At 36.8% G+C, this 20,082-nt stretch carries 15 protein-coding genes; 5 read left to right on the top strand and 10 right to left on the bottom strand.

Going from position 1 to position 20,082, the window contains the following annotated elements; translation table 11 throughout:
- Positions 1 to 29: 29 nt before the first annotated feature.
- The 6 genes from yicI to ACFPM4_RS10570 form a co-directional block, all read right to left on the bottom strand.
- Positions 30 to 2,351, bottom strand: a complete 2,322-nt coding sequence (gene yicI, locus ACFPM4_RS10595; protein ID WP_382351190.1) for an alpha-xylosidase — start codon at positions 2,349 to 2,351, stop codon at positions 30 to 32.
- Positions 2,352 to 2,431: 80 nt separating this feature from the next.
- Positions 2,432 to 4,087, bottom strand: coding sequence for an ABC transporter substrate-binding protein (locus ACFPM4_RS10590; RefSeq protein ID WP_382351187.1), 1,656 nt, complete (start codon positions 4,085 to 4,087; stop codon positions 2,432 to 2,434).
- Between the two features lie 33 nt (positions 4,088 to 4,120).
- Positions 4,121 to 5,026: a carbohydrate ABC transporter permease gene (locus tag ACFPM4_RS10585; RefSeq protein WP_318281153.1), complete on the bottom strand. Its 906-nt coding sequence runs from the start codon at positions 5,024 to 5,026 to the stop codon at positions 4,121 to 4,123.
- A gap of 12 nt (positions 5,027 to 5,038) precedes the next feature.
- Positions 5,039 to 5,974 (bottom strand): ABC transporter permease, encoded by a 936-nt coding sequence (locus tag ACFPM4_RS10580; RefSeq protein ID WP_382352047.1) that lies wholly within the window; start codon positions 5,972 to 5,974, stop codon positions 5,039 to 5,041.
- A gap of 248 nt (positions 5,975 to 6,222) precedes the next feature.
- Complete coding sequence (locus ACFPM4_RS10575) at positions 6,223 to 7,509, bottom strand: DUF4179 domain-containing protein (RefSeq protein WP_382351183.1); 1,287 nt, start codon at positions 7,507 to 7,509, stop codon at positions 6,223 to 6,225.
- Positions 7,502 to 8,035, bottom strand: coding sequence for a sigma-70 family RNA polymerase sigma factor (locus tag ACFPM4_RS10570; RefSeq protein WP_382351180.1), 534 nt, complete (start codon positions 8,033 to 8,035; stop codon positions 7,502 to 7,504). Before ACFPM4_RS10570 ends, ACFPM4_RS10575 begins: the two co-directional genes overlap by 8 nt.
- 227 nt (positions 8,036 to 8,262) lie before the next feature.
- Between ACFPM4_RS10570 and ACFPM4_RS10565 the strand changes: the two genes are divergently transcribed.
- Positions 8,263 to 9,423 (top strand): serine hydrolase domain-containing protein, encoded by a 1,161-nt coding sequence (locus ACFPM4_RS10565; RefSeq protein WP_382351177.1) that lies wholly within the window; start codon positions 8,263 to 8,265, stop codon positions 9,421 to 9,423.
- A 71-nt stretch (positions 9,424 to 9,494) separates the two neighbouring features.
- Here ACFPM4_RS10565 and ACFPM4_RS10560 read toward each other — a convergent pair whose 3' ends face one another.
- The gene (locus tag ACFPM4_RS10560) at positions 9,495 to 10,343 is read right to left on the bottom strand and encodes a DUF72 domain-containing protein (RefSeq protein ID WP_382351174.1); all 849 of its coding nucleotides are present in this window, start codon (positions 10,341 to 10,343) and stop codon (positions 9,495 to 9,497) included.
- A gap of 444 nt (positions 10,344 to 10,787) precedes the next feature.
- Here ACFPM4_RS10560 and ACFPM4_RS10555 point away from each other — a divergent pair, with 444 nt between their 5' ends.
- Positions 10,788 to 11,273, top strand: coding sequence for a hypothetical protein (locus tag ACFPM4_RS10555; protein ID WP_382351171.1), 486 nt, complete (start codon positions 10,788 to 10,790; stop codon positions 11,271 to 11,273).
- A gap of 42 nt (positions 11,274 to 11,315) precedes the next feature.
- Here the strand turns inward: ACFPM4_RS10555 and ACFPM4_RS10550 are convergent, their stop codons facing one another.
- Entirely contained in the window at positions 11,316 to 12,008 is a 693-nt protein-coding gene (locus ACFPM4_RS10550) for an AIM24 family protein (protein ID WP_382351168.1), read from the bottom strand.
- 150 nt (positions 12,009 to 12,158) lie between these two features.
- On the opposite strand from ACFPM4_RS10550, the gene ACFPM4_RS10545 reads away from it, so the two are divergent.
- Positions 12,159 to 13,106 (top strand): aldo/keto reductase family protein, encoded by a 948-nt coding sequence (locus ACFPM4_RS10545; protein ID WP_382351165.1) that lies wholly within the window; start codon positions 12,159 to 12,161, stop codon positions 13,104 to 13,106.
- Positions 13,107 to 13,260: 154 nt separating this feature from the next.
- Here ACFPM4_RS10545 and ACFPM4_RS10540 read toward each other — a convergent pair whose 3' ends face one another.
- The gene (locus ACFPM4_RS10540) at positions 13,261 to 16,350 is read right to left on the bottom strand and encodes an efflux RND transporter permease subunit (protein ID WP_382352044.1); all 3,090 of its coding nucleotides are present in this window, start codon (positions 16,348 to 16,350) and stop codon (positions 13,261 to 13,263) included.
- 95 nt (positions 16,351 to 16,445) lie between these two features.
- Between ACFPM4_RS10540 and ACFPM4_RS10535 the strand changes: the two genes are divergently transcribed.
- Positions 16,446 to 17,279, top strand: coding sequence for a TetR/AcrR family transcriptional regulator (locus ACFPM4_RS10535; protein ID WP_382351162.1), 834 nt, complete (start codon positions 16,446 to 16,448; stop codon positions 17,277 to 17,279).
- A 221-nt stretch (positions 17,280 to 17,500) separates the two neighbouring features.
- The gene (locus tag ACFPM4_RS10530; protein ID WP_382351159.1) at positions 17,501 to 18,049 is read left to right on the top strand and encodes a hypothetical protein; all 549 of its coding nucleotides are present in this window, start codon (positions 17,501 to 17,503) and stop codon (positions 18,047 to 18,049) included.
- A gap of 27 nt (positions 18,050 to 18,076) precedes the next feature.
- On the opposite strand, the gene ACFPM4_RS10525 is transcribed toward ACFPM4_RS10530, so the two are convergent.
- Positions 18,077 to 20,041 carry a hypothetical protein gene (locus ACFPM4_RS10525; RefSeq protein ID WP_382351156.1) on the bottom strand — a complete coding sequence of 655 codons (1,965 nt, stop codon included), beginning with the start codon at positions 20,039 to 20,041 and terminating at the stop codon, positions 18,077 to 18,079.
- Positions 20,042 to 20,082: the final 41 nt, after the last annotated feature.

The raw sequence follows: 20,082 nt of genomic DNA, 5'->3' as shown, positions 1-20,082 counted from the left end.
TGGAGACAAGGGCCTTTTCCTTTCAATTATTAATCTAATACAATCCTAATTTCTTCTGTACTATAATCAGGGGTTACTTTCATACCAACATCTGTAGATTCTACCGTCCCCCCTGTTACCTCTTTACATTCATGAATCCCTCGCAAAACAAAACTCCAATTCTTACTAGTATCCATAGCTGTTGTGACTGTAATCAAGTTCCCCATGCAAGAAGCAGATACTTCCAAATCCACTTCTGATTTTCGATTCCGTACCGTTGCTTTTGCGGTTTTCCCAGACTCTAATTCAAACAAATGAAGCTCCACACCGTAAGCATAATCATAATCTGGCTGTGTATCTACTCCTCCTAAAGCTATAATGGAATTAGGTCGAACATATATTGGAAGACTATAATAATCATACTCTTCTAGCATCCATGTACCACCATCTACTTGTTTATTGGATAATAAATGAGTCCATTTCCCTTTTGGTAAGTAAAAAGAACCCTTTCCTTCATCGTTTAAAATAGGAGCGACAAGTAGAGAATCACCAAACATGTATTGACGGTCAAGTGTTTCAACTGCCGGGTCGTCTGGAAATTCCAATAACATTGCCCTCATCATTGGGAGTCCTACTTCAGCAGATTCATTGGCTGCATTAAAAATATACGGCATAAGCTGACATTTTAAATTAGTAAAATACTTTGTAACATCTGAGGCTTCCTCATCATATGCCCATGGGACACGATATGACTTACTACCATGAAGTCGACTATGACTAGAAAGTAGACCAAAAGCAACCCATCGTTTAAAAATATCTGCCGGTGATGTACTCTCAAAACCACCTATATCGTGACTCCAGAAGCCAAATCCACTAATACCTAATGATAGTCCACCACGAATACTTTCTGCCATCGATTCATATGTTGCATCACAGTCACCACCCCAATGAACCGGAAATTGTTGTCCTCCTGCAGTTGCTGAACGGGCAAAAAGCGTTGCTTCCCCTTCTCCTAGTCTATCTTTTAATACGTCGAATACGAGCTTGTTATAAAGGAATGTATAGTAGTTATGCATTTTATCAGGATCGGAGCCATCAAAGTAAACAACATCTGTCGGAATCCGCTCCCCAAAATCTGTCTTGAAGGAGTCCACTCCCATGTCTACTAATCGATGTAAGTGACCAGCAAACCATTCACATGCTGCTGGATTTGTGAAATCTACAATTCCCATGCCCGGTTGCCATTTATCCCATTGCCATACATCGCCACTTTCCTTCTTCAATAGATAACCATTTTCAACTGCTTCATCAAAAAGGCGGGACTCTTGCGCAATATACGGATTAATCCAAACACATATTTTCAAACCTTTATCCTTCATTCGCGCCAGCATACCTTCCGGATCTGGGAACATTTCCTTATCCCACTCAAAGTCCGTCCAATGCAGTGCCTCCATCCAGAAACAATCATAATGGAAAACCGACAATGGGATTTCTCTTTCTCGCATTCCATCTACAAAGCTGTTTACTGTTTGTTCATCATAATTCGTCGTAAAGGAAGTCGATAACCATAAACCAAATGACCACGCAGGTGGAAGTGCAGGTTTCCCTGTTAAGTTCGTATAATCTCGAATTACCTCTTTCGGTGTATCCCCACCAATTAAAATGTATTCAAGTGATTCACCTTTCACACTGAATTGAACTTTCGATACTTTCTCTGAACCAATTTCATAAGATACATTCTCTAGGTGGTTTACAAAAACACCATATCCCTTATTAGAAAGGTAGAATGGAATATTCTTATAGGCTTGTTCAGAGCTTGTACCACCATCTTCGTTCCAAATATCAACTGTCTGTCCATTTTTTACGAAAGATGTAAACCTTTCTCCTAATCCGTAAATATATTCTCCTACACCAAGATTAAGCTCCTCGCGCATATACGTATTTTTATCAGCATCTGTAATATGAGCGATTGCTCTGTTTTTACTACTTGTAATTTTTTTGCCGTCGTAAAAATACTCTATTCCCCACGCTTGTTTGCCTATCTTGGCACTTGTTTTTCCACTTATAAAAGTAATATAGTGTTCATTTTCTTCCATACTGACTTGAGTTTGCTGATCATTTATTTGAAATTCTGGTCCGCGCTTTTTTGTTCCTTTATGATGATATACCTTCACACAGATACTATTTTCTTGTGGAGCATAGAACTCCACTGTTAATAAAGGTGTATCCAATTGCATTCCACGGTGAGAAATATCCCTCGGTGCAACTAACACCTTTAATACATTATCCAGTTTATAAGCTTTAAAAAACTGTGTCCCAGTTATAAGTTCTAAGCCTTCGCGTATCATCCAATTTCCATCAGTAAATTTCATTTTCCAATCCACCTCTATTTTAAAAAGGGATGTCTCAAATAGTAGGGAAGGACCCTTTTTAAGACATCCCTTTCATGCTGTTAGTTCCAGAGTTCAACTCTTTCTTTAATTAGTTTCGTACGTTCTTTTTCCGCTTCTTCCACTCCTGCTTCATCCAGTTCCTTCAATAGAGTATCGTAGATTTTGTCAAAATCGGCAGGATCGGCCAAAATGGCTTCTGGTATACGTTTCTTTACTACATCTAACGCTTTTTGTTCAATTAAAGCTAAATCGGAGTTAGCTGGAATTTGAAGATTATAGGAAACTCCCCAAGGCTTCACTGGGAATTCTTCTTCTGAAGGATATAATTCTTTCCACATCTCCACTCCATAATTTGACAACACTTCTTTTTCAACATCTGTATAAGAATCTTTAATTTGTTCCGGAGAAGCAATTGTATATGTTTGGCCAGTTGAATCTAAAACGCCATCACCATAAACCGGTGTAAAGCCTTTTAGTACCCCTATACCTGTTTTCTTCGAATAGTTTGCATTTGTATTACGTTCTTGCATTTCTTCCTCTGAGATAACACGTTTTCCATCTACTATTTCATAATGTTCGCCTTCAATTCCCCAGTTTTGCAGGATTTGCCCCTCTTCTGAAGCTAAGAAATCAATAAATTTAATTGCTGCTACTGGGTCTTTACAATCTTTCGAAATACTAATTCCCCATCCTGCTAAATAACCTGTTTGTTGGAAGCCGGCATGTTTCGTTTCTGTTGTAAGTTGTGCAGGGTATAAACCATACATCCTTTCCTCTAAACCTTGATCTCTTAGGGCACGTTGGGCATCAGCAAATTCCCAATCATCATCAATAATCCCTAGAACACGACCGGAAGATAATTTCGCTAAATACTGGTCATACTTCTGTACAAAACTTTCAGGATCCAATAAACCAATATCATTCATATGGTTCAGCCAACGGAAATACTCTCTTTCTTCTGGACGTTTATAGTGCATTGTTGCCTCATATGTTTCTGGGTCAATATAGTACTCCCCATCATCCGGAGCACCTGTTGACCAGAATGCTGGATTTGTCGTCGAAATCATTATGCGCCAATCATCTGCTAGTAAAGATAATCCAATCGTCGGTTGTCCATCAATAGTTGGATTCTTTTCTTTATATTCTTTTATGGCATTTTCAAAATCCTTCAATGTTTCTATTTTTGGATATCCTAGCTCCTTCACAACAGCATGTTGTAATCCAACGCCATGCCCTGGAGAAAAGTACTCTGTGTCAATCGGACTTGTTGGTAGAACATAAATGGCTTCATCATCATTACTCCACTTTAAGCGACTTAAATAGTCACCATATATTTTCTTTAAGTTCGGAGCATGCTCTTCTATCAAGTCAGTAAGATCAATGAGTGCACCAGCATCCACAAGTGTTCCGGCACTTCCTTTAGGAACAATTAAATCCGGATACTTACCGCCCGCTACCATTAATGCGATTTTTTGTGTACCACCATCTACATCGAATTCAGGCTTCAATGTAACACCCGTTTTTTCTTCCACCACTTTACTTACAGGACTATCCATGTTATCCCATTGAGAATGTGGATCTGCACTAAACAATGTAAACTCGATTAGTCCGTCTTCATTTCTCGTAACTTCCTTTGAATCTTTTTTACATCCTGTCAAAATAATTACAAAACTAAGAGCCAATAATAACAACCACTTATTTGCCTTTTTACTCATGATACTCCCCCTCTTTTTAAATAACTTATTCAGTTAGCTCTTCACTGCACCAATGGTCATTCCTTGTACAAAGTGCTTTTGCACGAAAGGATATACAAGTAAAATAGGTACGATTGTTACAATCGAGATTGCCATTTTAATAGATTCTGGAGATATCATCCTCGCTGTTTGTCCCTGTGCATCCCGCCATGCATTTGGGTCGGAGCTTCCCATAGTAGTATTTTGCAATACTTTCATTAATTCGTATTGCAAGGTCGTTAAGGCAGGGTTTTGACTATTATATAAATACGTATCAAACCAGGAGTTCCAATGACCAACTGCTACAAACAAAGCAATTGTTGCTAGCACCGGCCTACAGAGCGGCATGATAATTCTCCAAAAGATAGTGAAGTCATTAGCGCCATCCATTTTTGCCGATTCTTGTAATGAATATGGTAGTCCATCCATATAGGAACGGACGATAATAATATTGAAAGCATTTACAATTCCAGGGATGAGGTACACCCAAAATGTGTTGATCATACCTAAATCTCTTATCAACATGAACCCCGGTATTAGGCCACCTGAAAAATACATCGTTAATACTAATATGGTAGATACCATTCGTCTCCCTTGAAAATCAGCCCGACTTAACGTAAAGGCAACCATTGCCGATGATAAAACACCGAGGATGGTACCAATAACAGTACGAATTGTCGAGTTCATGAAGCCGGTAACTAAGTTGTCGTATTTAAAAATTTCGCGGTAATTATCAAATGTAAATTCCCTTGGCCAAATATGAATGCCACCTCTAACCGTATCTAATGATTGGTTTAATGAAATGGCTAGTACATTCAAAAAGGGGTAAAGGGTGATAATCATTAGAATGGTTAATAGCACATAGTTTGCTATGTCAAATATACGATCACGATGTTTCTGCTCACTAAATGTTTTAGACAATGATGTCCCCCCTTACATTACACTTTGATTGCTAAATCGTTTGAAAATACCGTTCGCAATAAATAATAGAATAATGCTTACAATTGAGTTAAAAATTCCAATGGCTGTTCCATATGAGAATCGATTAAGTCCAATTCCATAGTTTAATGCATAGAGGTCTAATACCTCTGAATAATCTACGACAAGGTTATTCCCAAGCAGGAATTGTTTTTCAAAACCAATGGAAGTTAAATGGCCGATTGATAAGATTAGTAGAACTAAAATTGTTGGACGTATACCTGGAAGAGTGACATGCCATATCCTTCTCAACCTTCCCGCACCGTCTACCTTAGCTGCTTCATAAAGTTGGGGATCAATACCCGCAATCGCAGCTAAAAATATGATGGCATTCCAGCCCATCTCCTTCCATAGTTCTGAAAGGACGACTATAATCCAAAAATACTCACCTTTTGCCATGAATTGAATCGGTTTATCAATTATCCCTAAGCCAACTAGAAGGTCATTCACGATACCGCCATCAATAGACAGCATTTTTATTACGATTCCAGCAACAACAACCCATGACACGAAATGTGGTAAATACGTAATAGTTTGCACTATCCGTTTGAAAAAGGATAGTCGCACCTCATTTAATAACACGGCGAATATAATTGGGACAACAAATCCAATAGACAATCCCATAATGCTCATTGCGAGCGTATTCCGAAGTACTCGATAAAAGCGGTCATCTGAAAACAGCTCAATGAAATGTTTTAAGCCAACCCATTCCTGTTCCATAATTGGAAAACCAGGCTTATAATTTTGAAAAGCCATTGTCCAACCCCATAAAGGGAAATAATTGAAAATGATGACTAAAATTACAAAAGGAATGGACATCAAATACAAATATCTTTGCTGTAAGAACACTTTCCAAAAGCTAACTTTCTTTTTTGGCGTAGGTGTTCCCATATTTGTTTTCTTTTGGTAGGTTGATAGTGTATCCGTTTTCATCTTAACCTCCTCTCTGCTCTGTAGTTTGATAATATCGAAATTATCCAATTTATAACACCTAAAAAATTAATACAGAAATCATGTGATAATTTGAGAAGGAGAGGTTTTGCTGTTTAACCATTGTTATTTAAATAAGAAAAACCCTACCAAAACGAGTGTTAGTAGGGTGTTGTTTTATTATTTTTGAACGATTATATTGGTGGGCCTTATTTTTTTACCGGAATCTCTATTTTCTCTTTATATTCTTTCATATAGTGTATTCCACTGATAAAGAGTGTTTCAGGTATCTCCCTTGTGTTAAAAACAAGTGTACGTTCATTCAATAGTTGGCCACTTTCCTTTAATAATGTTTGGTTTATCGTTTTTTCTAATGGCGTTTTTTTAATTTTTGATTCTACATAAACTCCATCAAGAAGTGTTGACTCATCCGTTACTATTGTCACTTCCAGACCATTGGTTGAAACGGCGATATCCTTTATCCAAAGCTTTTCTCCATCTAAATTAATCGGTTCATCATCCATTTTTTGTAAAGATACAGCCTGATCAATTTCTTTATAACCTACAAACTCTTTTACATTTAATACTAAAGAGTCTAATGGTAGAGGCAAAGCATCAAAGCGAACATCAAATTCTTTACCTCCTAATAAGGTTGTTCCGTGCCCACTTCCCATGATGTCCACTTGCTGTCCATTCGCTATTAATTCAATTCCATGTAAGTCTAAATGAACTTTATCTAAATTATCTACATCTAATTTGCCCTTAATAACTGTTAGGGTTGGAGAGGCAACAATAGAATTAAATGTAATCTTTCCCTTATCGACCTTTACCGTTTTCTTTATGTCTTGTTTAATATTTGTCTGCATCGCTTTGTTTGGATCATAAGGGAATGTTACTTTCCCCGCTTTGACTTCACCATTTTCTAAGTATTGTTGATAATGTAATGTCAACTGCTTAGAAAATGGACTAGGTGTTTCGAAATCCATCGTCCCTTTTAATTCCGTATCTTCGTCATTGATTACTCCATTACTACTCTTAAAGTCAGAGCTAGTGAAGAACCCTGTAATTTTCTCCGGTTGAAAGATATCGTTATACGGCTCACTTAGACCATTTGGATTAAAAACCGTATAGTAAAGAATCATGCGATTTTCGTCCGACATAATCCCGTTAATGGTTAACTCTGCACCACTTCCTAGTGGATATGTCTTTTCTATGATTTGTCCCTTTCCAGCATCATTTAGATCCTGTAACGTACCTGATAATACTTCATCAAAACCAAGAATTTTCTTTCCGTAATATGCAAATGCATTAAAATGATAGCTAACAAATACTATTAGTAACAAACTAGCAACAAGGGTCGGAAATTTTTTATATCTCCAATTTCGTTTACTTTTTTTTTGTAGTGCATGACGCAAACGACTCTCCAATTCCAATGGTGCCTCAAGTTTATCCATTCGTCTCTTCTCTTCTATTAACTTTTTCTCAATGTTATCCATCGATATCCCCTCCATATCGGGACCTAAGTTTTCTTAGACCTTCAAAGATTCTAGACTTGACTGTACCAACCGGCGTATTTGTAATTTCAGAAATAGATTGATAATCCAAGTCATGGAAATACTTTAACTTTATTGCTTCCGCTTGGTGTTCATTGATTGTTGTTAATAATTGCTGAATATCTAGTTGCTGATCACTAATAATGGATGGTTCATGGACATGCTCATCTTTTATTTGCACATCCCAATCCTCTACAAAGACAACCTTTTTACGTTGTTTTAATAATAACTTGCAGCTATTTACAAGAATTGTCTTACTCCAACTATAGAAGGCATTGTCACCTCTAAGCTGGTGGATATTTTCATATAAACGAACAATCATATCTTCCATTGCGTCCATCGCGTCATGCTCATTCCCCATATAGGTGTATGCCAATCTATAATAATCGTCTTTTTGATCCATAATTAATTTCAATAATGCTTCTTTGTTCCCTTTTTTTGCTTTTTTTACTAACCGAGAAACACCCATTTCTTCACCTCTCTAACAATATGAGTATTGCGGATTAGGAAAAGTTCATTTTTTTAAAAATATTTTCTCTATGTAATTATTCGGGAATAAGTATACAGAGTTTAAAAGATAAAAGAAAATAATCGCTTACCATATGGAAGTTTGATATAATCAGTTTGTAAGCGCATTCTAAACCAACAACTTGTACGTACATAAATGGATGAATAATGTATAAAGGGGAAGATATAATGGAAAAGTTTGATGCACTAGATTCACTTCTCGTTGATTTTAGTAAAAATGGACCAGCTGGGTGTGCTTGTGCTGTAGCGCAAGGAGAGGATATTCTGTACGAGGGATATCATGGATATGCTAATCTAGAAACAGAGAAGCTCATTACTCCAGATACCGTATTTAGATTATTTTCGATGACAAAAGTAGTCGTATGTACAGCAGCGTTAATTTTGTATGAACGCGGGAAATTTTTACTAAATGAACCATTACATGAATACATTCCAGAATTTAAAGATATTAGTGTGTATAAAACAGCTCCAAATGGTAGTGTGTACGTGGAAAAGGCAAAAAGGCCAATATTAATTAAGGATGCATTTATGATGACTGCTGGTATTCCTTATGCTGGCGGTGAATCCCCAACTGGACGTGAGTTGGTTAGAGTACGAAATGAATTAAGAGAAAAGCATGGAAAATATGATTTATTAACTGAAATTAAAGCATTTGCTAAAGTACCATTGGCATTTGAACCAGGAACTCATTGGTTATACGGTTATGGGCATGACTTAGTTGCTGGATTAATAGAAGTAGTTTCCGGTAAGAAATTAGGGGAATTTCTTCAAGAAGAAATCTTTGGTCCACTTGGAATGAAAGATACTGGCTATCGATTCCGTGATGATATAGAGGACCGTATGGCAACAGTTTATCATCGATCAGAGGATGGAAAGTTAACAGAAAGCCAAGGTTTCCTGGATGCGTATCACCAGCCTGATGCCATTTATGAAAGTGGTGGCGCAGGGCTTTATTCAACTCTATCAGACTATTTAAAATTTGCACAAATGCTTGCGAATGGTGGCGAATATAAAGGAGCTCGAATTCTAGGCAGAAAAACAATTGATTTAATGCGCAGCAATCATTTAGATGATGCACAACTCCGTGACTTCACCTTCTCTTATGTTTCTGGCTACGGGTACGGCTTAGGTGTACGAACAATGATGGATATTGCTAAAGGTCATGCCAACACATCTGTTGGTGAATTTGGCTGGACAGGTGCAGCTGGAACATGGGTATCGATTGATCCAAGCGAAAAGGTAGCAGTCGTCTATATGCACCAAATGTTCCCGAATATGGAAGAATATCATCATTTAAGAGTACGAGCCGCAGCATATGGTGCTTTGTAGATACTGTTGAAAAAGAACCCCCTCTATTTAATGCAGGGGGTTCTTCATTTTTGTTAGCGAAGGTGCATTCTTTAAAACAAGTCTAGTTGTCTCGGAGCAAGGCCCTCATATTCGATTCCCAACAATTGTTGAAAGTCTTTTGCATTTCCTGCAGCATCTCCACCAGAATTATTATTAAACAAAACAATAATATCCTTCGTATCTTTTGAAATTGTAGCGATTCGCTCTTTCCATTCTAACAGTTCCGTTCGATTATATTTATATAAATAGCGCACATCACGCCAATTGGCATTATTGGATTTGTTCCATCCATGAAGATTTCTACCATGCATGCGAATTAGCGTTAAATTAACATCCGTTGCAACTGGCACAATTGGGATGGATCCTTCTCCTGCTTGAGGTTCATCAGCGATAGAATGGATCCACCCTTCCTCTTTCATAAAAGCAAGTGTGTCTTCACGAAACTTTTCTCTAAACCATGACTGATTTCTAAATTCCAAGGCAACTGGGATATCGCCCATCATTTGTTTACAATAGCGAAGGTACTGTACATTTTCCTTTTTACAATCAAACCATGGTGGAAATTGAAATAAGACTAGTGCTAGTTTATTAGCATCCTGGTAAGGTTTCAATGACTCCTTAAATGCTTCAAACATTTCCTTTTTAGATGAAAAAGTAGAATCCTCACCACGTTGATGACCAGTCATTCCTTGATAAGCCTTCACTACAAACAGAAAATTATCAGGTGTATCTCTCACCCATTTGGAAGCATTTCTTGTAGGTTGAATCGCATAAAAAGAGGTATCCACTTCTACCACTGGAAAATGCGCACTGTATTCTGCTAGTTTATCCTGAGATTTTATATGATCAGGGTATAAAGAGACGTGATCTCCCCATCCTGTTACACCTATGTAAATCAACGGAATCCCTCCTGCGATTATAATAGCATAAAGGTGGCTAGAAATGCTGTGGAGATTATATAGGCAAAAAGACATTTTTTTGATTTTTATTTTCTTGAGTATTGGTTACCTCGTATTCATTTTTTCGTTATAGCTCTGTTAAACTCTGTTGTTGATTTTCGCTCCAGTACACTCGCTTTCCGCGGGCACGGCCTCAGCTAACTTGGCAAAGAAAACCGCTTTGCCAAGTGGATCTTCGGCTCGTGCTGTTCCCGCAGGAGTCTCGTGTACATCCGCTACAATCAACTAAGTTGTTAACAACAATGAACTTTAACAGAGCCTTCGTTATAAAAGAATGAGACAACAAAATCACACCAGGTTTCCTAAGATTAATTTGAATTGTTGCAATCTTCGCACCACATGGAATAAGATTACTTATATCATTCATTCTTAAGGAGATGGAGTATGTTCCGATGGATAAAAGAAAAGTGGTTGCTTAGCAGCCTTGTTTTCGTATTAATTCTTGTTTTAACATATATTTATTTTCCTCGAGATTTAGAGAAAAAGATGGGGATTAAAGATGTTTCGATAGAGGATATTGCTTTTATAAACCTATCAATTCCATATCACTTTTATAAAAATAGTTTAACTTCTAAAACATATTCGGAAAATAATATTACAGATAAAAAATTTATTGAAGATGTTCTTTCTTATTTTAGAAACCATTCCATGAGAGTAGAAGTTTTCCCTCCAAAGTATACTTTTAATGAGCCTAATCAGCCTGCAGGAGTAATGCTGTCGATAGTGTTTAAGCAATCTAATGAATATACTACTATTTATATTGATAACAAAACGAGGAGAATTACTTTTGAAGGTACAAATTATTTGCTTTATGGTGATGGCATTGACGCATATAAAATATGGGAACTTGCCCAACAAAGAATCGATTGATCAAAACGAGCCCTACTCCGTAAATTTAGAGCAGGGCTACTTTTAGCTATTCGGATTCATATAAACTTCTTCAAATGGTTGAACGACTACGAATCCTTCTCCCTCAAATCTCATTTGAATGGATTCGCCACTTCCACGACCAAAAAATGTTTTTAACGTTATGTCTGTTTGAAACTCAGGTTGGAGGCTACCTGACCAAGCAACAGTTGCATTTGGATCTGTAATAACTGGATTTTCAGGGGTTACTTTCAATGTAAGTGGTTCGTAATGTGTAGTTATTGCTATCATTCCCGTACCTTCACACCTTACATTGAATAATCCACCAGCCATCATTCCCGCAACCCGTCTCATTAGTTTTATATCCCAATTAATACTTGGTTCGAAAGCAAGTAAATCATTACCGTTAACAAATATAACATCATTTTGCAGGTGTAATATTGTAATCTTTTTTCCTGCATCCGCAAGATACAATTTACCTTTCCCTGTTGCTTTCATTAATGAGGTACCTTCGCCAGTCAATGCCTTTTTAAATACTTTTCCGATCCCATGCTCAAAGATGCCTTCCCGTTCAAATTTAATTTTTCCATTATACGCAATCATCGAGCCAGCTTTTGCCCATATTTTATCTGTTAGATTGATTTCCAACATACGTGGTGTCTCTAGTTCAAACAGCCCCTGCCCCTTGTCCACTTGCTCGGTTTGTTTCAAAAACTCCGTAATTGAATACTTCGTCACTGCTCCCACACCCTTTAATGTTCTTCCATTTATCATACTATAAATTATTTGCAGGACATGTCGATATTTGCCTAATTATTTTTTCAGAAAATCTCCGAAAAAATGGTAAAGTATTAGTATAGTATTTTTTTGGAAAAAGGAGCTGTTAGAATGGAGTATCGTCGTCTCGGAAATACTGGCCTAAAAGTAAGTGAAATAAGTCTTGGAAGTTGGTTAACATATGCAGGATATGTAGAGGAACAGAAAGCTACTGCTTCCATCGATAAAGCTTATGAACTCGGAATTAACTTCTTCGACACTGCGAATGTGTATATGCGTGGAGAAGCAGAAAAAGTAGTTGGAAAAGCTCTTAGTAAGTATGATAGAAGCTCATATGTTTTAGCTACTAAGGTATTCGGACAAATGGGAGATGGCCCTAACGATTCTGGTCTTTCTCGTAAACATATAATGGAACAATGTCATGCAAGCTTAAAAAGACTTGGAACTGACTATGTGGATATCTACTATTGCCACCGCTTTCATAAGGAAACACCTCTGGATGAAACATTGCGTGCACTAGATGATCTCGTCAGACAAGGAAAAGTCCTTTATATCGGTGTTAGTGAATGGACAGCCGAGCAAATTTCAGAAGCAGTCCATCTAGCTGATAAAAAATTACTAGACCGCATCGTGGTGAATCAACCAAATTATAGTATGTTACAACGCTACATAGAAAAGGAAGTTATCCCTGTTAGTGAAAAGCATGGGATTGGACAAGTTGTATTTTCTCCATTGGCACAAGGTGTGCTTACTGGTAAGTATAAGAAGGGAGAAGCCGCTCCAGAAGGTAGTCGTGCAGCTCAACAGAACCTTGGAAACCTTCATGGTGTTCTAAATGAAAGAAACCTTGATAAGGTGGAAAACCTAAAAACAATTGCAGAGAATGAAAACTTAACTCTATCCCAACTAGCTTTAGCTTGGATCCTACGACAACCAAACGTTGCAAGTGCACTCGTTGGAGCAAGCCGTCCTGAACAACTCGAGGAAAACGTCAAAGCTTCCGGGGTAAAACTAAACAATGATACCCTACAACAAATCGAAGAAATACTCTCAAATTGATCCGGTGCCTGATCCGGTGCCTGGCACCAGAACGATTCCAATTGTTTTGAATTGAATGGGTGCCAGGCACTCAAACGATTTTGAATTGTTCGGGTGCCTGGCACCCAACAAACCAAAAACCTCCCTGCAAGTTGGTGCTTGCAGGGAGGTTTTTTTAATTTTCTATTACTTCTTTTCGGTTTTTCTTGAACATTTTTGAAAGGATTTCGTATACGATTGGTACGATAATTAGCGTTAGTAATGTAGAGCTTGCTAGACCACCGATAACTGTAATGGCAAGACCCTTAGAGATCATACCACCGCCGCCATTTCCTAATGCAAGTGGAACTAAAGCTCCAATTGTTGCAATTGCTGTCATTAAGATTGGACGTAGACGTGTAGCTCCTGCTTCCAATACAGCTTCACGCATTGTTAAGCCTTCGCGCTCCATACGTACAATACGGTCTACGAGTACGATTGCGTTTGTAACGATAATACCAATTAACATCAATAGTCCCATCATTACTTGTACGGAGATTGTTTCCCCAGCAATCAATAAGCCTACAAATGAACCAATTACTGCAAATGGCAAGGAGAATAGGATCGAGAATGGTGCAACTCCTTCTCCAAATGTAACTACAAGAATGAAGTATACAATTGCTACTGCAGCAATCATCGCAACACCAAGCTGTGTAAACGTTTCTTGCATGTCTGCAGCTACCCCAGCAACACCCACTGTAACACCTTTAGGTAAATCTAATTCATCAATCGCTTTATCTACTTCAGATGTCGCTTTTGATATATCGCTACCAAGGATTGTTCCTGAAACTGTTGCATAATACTCACCTTTACTACGAGCAAGTGTGTTTAAAGTTGTTCCCTTCTCTACTGTGACTAATTCAGAAAGTGGCATTGTCGTACCAAGTGCTGTCGGTATTTGTGTTGCCAAAATATCATCAATAGACTTAGGTTGAGCAGCTTGTTCTTGCTGTACAATAACTTCTAGTGCATTTCCATCTTTTTCAATTGTTGTTAATACTTCTTTTGACTCCATTGGATTTAACATCATTACAAGTTGACCAGCTGTTAATCCATATTGAAGCAATTGATCTTGTTCTACTTTGAATGTGTATTCAACGTAAGCATCTTCAGCACTAGAAGAAACATCCTCTAATCCTTTATTCTCTTTCATCACATCTTCAACCATTGTTACAGCTTCATTTAGTTTATTTAAATCTTCACTGTAGAACGTATAGCTTAATTCGTTTGAAGACATTCCCATCGAGCTAAAGTCTTGACTCTTCCACTCACCAGATTGGCCAATGTTGAATACATACTCTTCAATTTCATCTCGGACTTCAGGGAAATTTTCCATTTCTGGATCAAAGATGACGTACATAAGTGCACCACCAGATCCTCCACCCATCATCGCTGTCATCATATCTGCATTGTCACTGTCAGTAATCGAAAGTTGAAGGATATCAATGTCCTTTCTCTTCAACAATTCTTCTTCAACAGCAGTAACATTTGCTAGCGTATCTTCCATTAGTTCTCCAGTAGCAGGTGTGTACGTTAAGTACATAACTTTTTCTTCTTCACTACCTAAGAAACTAAAACCGATCAATGGCGTTAATGCCAAGCTTCCTACTAACATTACAACTGCTATAGTAGAAGTGATAATTTTATGGTTTAAGGTCCATTTCAGTATACCTTTGTACCATGTAGCAAGTTTTCCAACCTCTTTATGTTGGCTTTCTTCCTTTTTACCATATAATTTCTTTTTAAATAATGTGTGCGATAAAGCCGGCACAACTGTAATCGCAACTAATAATGATGCACCTAACGCAAATGTCATTGTTAATGCGAACGGAACGAACAATTCTCCAACCATTCCACCTACGAAAATTAGTGGAGCAAATACCGCTACCGTTACTAATGTAGAAGATAAAATCGGTCTAAACATTTCAATCGTTGCTTCACGAATTAGTGCGCGACCATTTAATTTCTCTTCTTTTAAATGCAGCCGTCGATAAATATTTTCAACAACGACGATCGAGTCATCAATTACCCGTCCAATAGCTACGGTTACTGCACCAAGCGTCATCATATTTAATGTTATATCCAACCAGTTCAATAACAAGAATGCCATAAAGACAGATACCGGGATGGATACTATTGAAATAATCGTGGATTTAAAATCACGTAGGAACAAAAGGATAATCAATACAGCAATCAGACCACCAAATAGCGCCTTTTCCACCATTGTTCCAATTGATTCTTCGATAGGCTCACCTTGGTCAAGCGAAACATCGATAACAAGCCCGTCAATATTTTTCTCTTCTTCTTCAATTAACTCTTTTACGCTATTCACAACATCTACTGTATTAGCTTGTTGTCCTTTAACTATTTGAATCGCAATTGCATCACTACCATTTGTCCGAGATACAGATTGTACCTTACCTACTACTTCTACTGTAGCAATTTCACTTAGTGGCACAAATGGCGTTGGATTTGTTTCAGAAGGTGTGACAGGGATAAGCATTCCTCTTAATTCATCTTCTGTCATGAACTTGCCGTCAATCGCTACAGCTTGTTCTCCTTCTTCAAATTCGTAAAGACCTAAAGAAACAGCTAAGTCACTCGCTTGAATCATTTGTTTCACAGTATCTTCTGTGATATCAAGCTCGGCCATTTTCGCCTCATTATACGTTAGTTCTATTTCTTCAATATGCTGACCTGTAATCGTTGCAGATGCAACACCATCAATCTTTTGAAGCTTTGGTAAAATGACATCCTCAACTGTCGAAGTTAATTCGACAATATCTTCTGTCTCACTACTTACACTCAATGCAACAACTGGCATCATGTTCATGCTAATTGCTGTGATCATTGGTTCCTGTGCGCCCTCAGGAAGCGTCACATTATCTAAGGCAGATTGTAGTTCTCGTTTTGCCTCATCCATATTAATTCCATATTCATATTCAACTTGGATACTAGACATATTAGAATATGAATTAGAATAGACTGCTTTTACATGTTCAAGATTCTCTGCCGCTTTCTCTAACGGCATGGAGACATCCTCCATTACTTGCTCAGGAGTTGCTCCTGGATATACACCCATTACCATTAAATACGGTATCGAAATATCTGGAATCGTTTCTGTTTTCATTTGTGTACCAGAATATATACCAGATGCCGTAATAATAATCGTAAGTAACCAAACTGCTAATTTATTCTTCAGTACAAAGTTAACTAAACCTTTCACTATTACACCTACCCCTAATTGACTTAATAAACTCATTATCCTATACTAATGACTAATTAGTCATTTGTCAATGATTAGAATTGGGAGCGAAAAATATGGTAAAGAAACAATTAATTATGGAGAAAGCATTAGAACTGTTTGCCAAGCAAGGATTTGAAGCAACATCTGTACAACAAATCACAGAACATTGCGGCATATCTAAAGGAGCCTTTTATCTTTCTTTTAAGTCTAAGGATGAATTGATAATGGCATTAATTAATCAGTTTATGATGCAGTTCACATCCGATATTGACTATGTGGTCAAAAACTCAAACACAGACGAACTTTTATATGATTTTTATTATACTTCATATAGCTTTTTCCTACAGCACTCTGATTTTGCAAAAGTTTTTATTAAAGAACAAATCCAATCTTTTAACGAAGAGTTTATTGAAAAAATACGTTATTTCGATAGATTATTCGATGAAATCATTCTATCCATGATAGAACGTCTATATGGAGAAGAAACTCAAGAAATTAAATACGATCTAGGCTATTGTATAAAAAAATTTATGGGGATGTATTCTGAGTTATTTTTCTACTATAATTTTCAGATGGATATCCCATTGCTTGTCCAATCTTTAGTAGAGAAAACAAATTTAATAGCAAAGCATATGACAATCCCTTTTATTTCACATGAATTTTATCAAGCATATAAAAAACAAGTAAATGAAGTAGAGTTAACGAAAAAAGATATACTGGAAATGATAGATCAAAAACTGGAAGAAATGGATATGTCTATTGAAAAAGAATCCCTAATCCTCTTAAAACAAGAAGTGTCAAGCCCGACACTAGCTCCCGTATTAGTAAATGGATTACTAGAAAATATAAGAAATCACCCACATTGTAAATGGATAACATATTTACTTCGTAGTTATTTTAAACTGTAAAAATAGGGTACTGAAACGATACTTATCGTTTTGGTGCCTATTATTTATCAAACCAACAAATGTACTTCCTAATTATCTTTCCTCTACACCAGGAAAAATATTATCGAAACAAGCTGATTAGCCGAGTGAAAAATCAGAAAAAAATGACAAATTTTCTTTTAAAGCTATTTCTACCTTTGTATAATGTAATTAGGTAATAAATTCCATAGGGGGGTTATCTTTTGAAAAAGAGTACACTCATTAGTTTTGGTGTAGTTGTACTTTGTTTATTGACAGTTATTTGGTTATATCCACATTCAATGTTTGGGGAGAATAAGACATTTGCTTATAATGCTGATGATGTAATAGTTGAGGAGTTTATGGAAGACTTACATAACTTTAAAGAAATTAATAATATCGGAAGTACACGTGACTTAGCATCCCACCGTTTACAATATGTTCTACCAGTATATGAACAAGAATGGTTAACGAGTAAGGATGCTGTGAAGATAAAAGCTTCTGATCTGGAAGAAATGTTGAAAGAGGTAAAGAGCGCTAGAAATACGATGCTGGAACTAGCGTTTGAAGAAAATTATTCCAAGTATGCTAAGGACTTCTTAAAAATGAATATCAAAAGCTGGTTAACCATTGAAGACATGATCGTTGAACTGACGAGCTCCCAACATTCAAAGAAAGAGAAGGAAATCCTATACCACAATTTACACGTAGAATTTATTAATAATTTTCGCATATCGTTACAATCTTTCTATGAAGAGGCGCAAGAAATATAAAAATAGGGGATGGCTTATTGCCCTCCCCTATTCTCCTTTCAACGCTTGATCATTTAGGAAAAAACGGATCTCATGATTTTGTTCTACATTGTTATAAGAGTAATTTTTCCGCTGCCTTGCAAATGGTGTGTAATCAAACTCAAAATACTCCTCTACACCCTCTGTTGTAGTCTTTTTCCGCTTATAAATATTCATAAACAGTTCTCTTTTTTGTTCCTCTTTTAAACGTCCATAAGGAAAATTAGAATCATATACATAGAGCCTAATTAAGTCAGGATCAAATTTATCATATTCCATTTTATAAACGTTCACTGCATGGCCACCAGACTCTTTGTGCAACGAGGCATATACTATATTCCCATTCGCAAGCGCTTCTTCTACTTCGTCTAAAATGGATATGTTGGCTGAATCATATGGTTTCGTTTTATAATTAATAAACTCGTTTGCATATATCCACTGTGTTTCTAACATTTTCACAAGCGTACTATCTGGATCAGATATGGAACTCGGGTCAATGATAATATCATCTACGAATTTCTTTACTCCAATATGCTTTATTTCCTCGTCTGTGAAACGATACGAATATAGATAACGATCTTCTAAAAATGGGTACTTATCGATCTGCGGCTCTAAATCATAAGATAAAGATTTGTAGCCTGCTCCTAATAAGTATTCACGTAACCATGATTTTAACGTCTCTGGTTTATAAGATAACTGTTTCTCAATCTCCTCCTGGTTAAAAATACGCTCAATTACACGAACAATCCCTGCACATATCCCACCATCACCAAGTGGTGTCAACATATTTCCAAATCGAAATGCATGTTGATTCGAAAGAAATCCAGTATCAATTACTTTTGCAGAATACACCTCTTCTTGATTAAACTCCTCATCAAATAACCATGGCATCGCATACTTTTTCACATATTCCGGAGTTCCCATTACAGTTCCATAATCAAGAAGTACATCCTTCAACGTTCCATCTACGTTATCAAGCGGCTTAAAGATTTTATCTAATAATGCAAAAACTCCATCAAGAAACTTTGCGGAAATCGGACCAATTTTCCCAATCGATAACTCTGTAATTCCATATTCTTCATGTTCATATTTGTCCTCTACAAACTGATCACTATCACGCCATGATCGCTTGAAAATAAATACTTTATGATCATATCCGGAAACGATGCGGCTAAAGTGGAAGCCGGAAACCCGAAAGTAATAGTATTTTTCTATCCGTTCATACGTATCAGGATCCAGTATGTAAACTGGAAAAGAATCATTAATTGTTGCATATATTGTGTTTCCCTTAATATGTTGTTTCTTAATCTCCACAAAATCTTCATTATTAAAATCAAAATAATAAGCTTTCAACCGCTCTTTGTTTTTCACATCTTCCGGTAAGGATAGCTGTACCTCACCTTTAAAATTAAAAAATTGAACAGGTTGGCGAACTGGCTCATAAATTGCGTTAAGTTCAGCGTGATCATAAGGTTCAATAAAAGTATGGTATTTTACATTCAAATCATTCGTATGTATGGCCACTGCTAATTCTTCATTCTCTATTGTAAAATTCTCAATATCTTTCTTCTTTATTGGTTTTGTTGGATCTAGACCTTCCTTAATTTTGGCCAAATCACTAATACCATCATCAGCAGTTGAAAATTTCTTAGGATCTGTTTTGTACGTATGAATGGCATCCCAATCTGAAATCCCATTACCTGAAGTATCCAGCTTATATGGATTTAAACCGGCTTCTACTTTTTCCTTGATCGTCATTTTGTCCTTGCCGATTTTTTCATCTCCATGTAGTTCAACCATCATATCTGTTGAAATTGTAGGGTCCTCGGGCAAGGACTTTAAGTATTTTCCTAGTTTATAATCATCATATAATCGATTACCCCAATTCCACGCAATGATAATTGTTGCGCAAATTGCCAAAAAGGTTACAACAAATAAAAGGAATTTGCCGAGCTTGCGTAGAAAACTCTTCATCTAATCCCTCCCATTTACATTATCTTTGAATTTATCATTAA

Origin of the sequence: Lederbergia graminis (genome assembly GCF_042655485.1) — a bacterium.
Lineage (GTDB): Bacteria > Bacillota > Bacilli > Bacillales > Bacillaceae_C > Lederbergia > Lederbergia graminis.
The sequence above is the reverse complement of the archived record's forward strand: the minus strand, read 5'-3'. Positions and strand labels throughout refer to the sequence as shown.

Bases quoted from the DNA above. Each gene is read 5' to 3' on its own strand.
- ACFPM4_RS10570 (WP_382351180.1), bottom strand. From the start codon at position 8,035: ATGGGTGTTTCTCGGTTAGTAAAAAAAGCAAAAAAAGGGAACAAAGAA.
- ACFPM4_RS10590 (WP_382351187.1), bottom strand. From the start codon at position 4,087: ATGAGTAAAAAGGCAAATAAGTGGTTGTTATTATTGGCTCTTAGTTTT.
- ACFPM4_RS10565 (WP_382351177.1), top strand. From the start codon at position 8,263: ATGGAAAAGTTTGATGCACTAGATTCACTTCTCGTTGATTTTAGTAAA.
- ACFPM4_RS10580 (WP_382352047.1), bottom strand. From the start codon at position 5,974: ATGGGAACACCTACGCCAAAAAAGAAAGTTAGCTTTTGGAAAGTGTTC.
- ACFPM4_RS10545 (WP_382351165.1), top strand. From the start codon at position 12,159: ATGGAGTATCGTCGTCTCGGAAATACTGGCCTAAAAGTAAGTGAAATA.
- yicI (WP_382351190.1), bottom strand. From the start codon at position 2,351: ATGAAATTTACTGATGGAAATTGGATGATACGCGAAGGCTTAGAACTT.
- ACFPM4_RS10575 (WP_382351183.1), bottom strand. From the start codon at position 7,509: ATGGATAACATTGAGAAAAAGTTAATAGAAGAGAAGAGACGAATGGAT.
- ACFPM4_RS10525 (WP_382351156.1), bottom strand. From the start codon at position 20,041: ATGAAGAGTTTTCTACGCAAGCTCGGCAAATTCCTTTTATTTGTTGTA.
- ACFPM4_RS10555 (WP_382351171.1), top strand. From the start codon at position 10,788: ATGTTCCGATGGATAAAAGAAAAGTGGTTGCTTAGCAGCCTTGTTTTC.
- ACFPM4_RS10535 (WP_382351162.1), top strand. From the start codon at position 16,446: ATGGTAAAGAAACAATTAATTATGGAGAAAGCATTAGAACTGTTTGCC.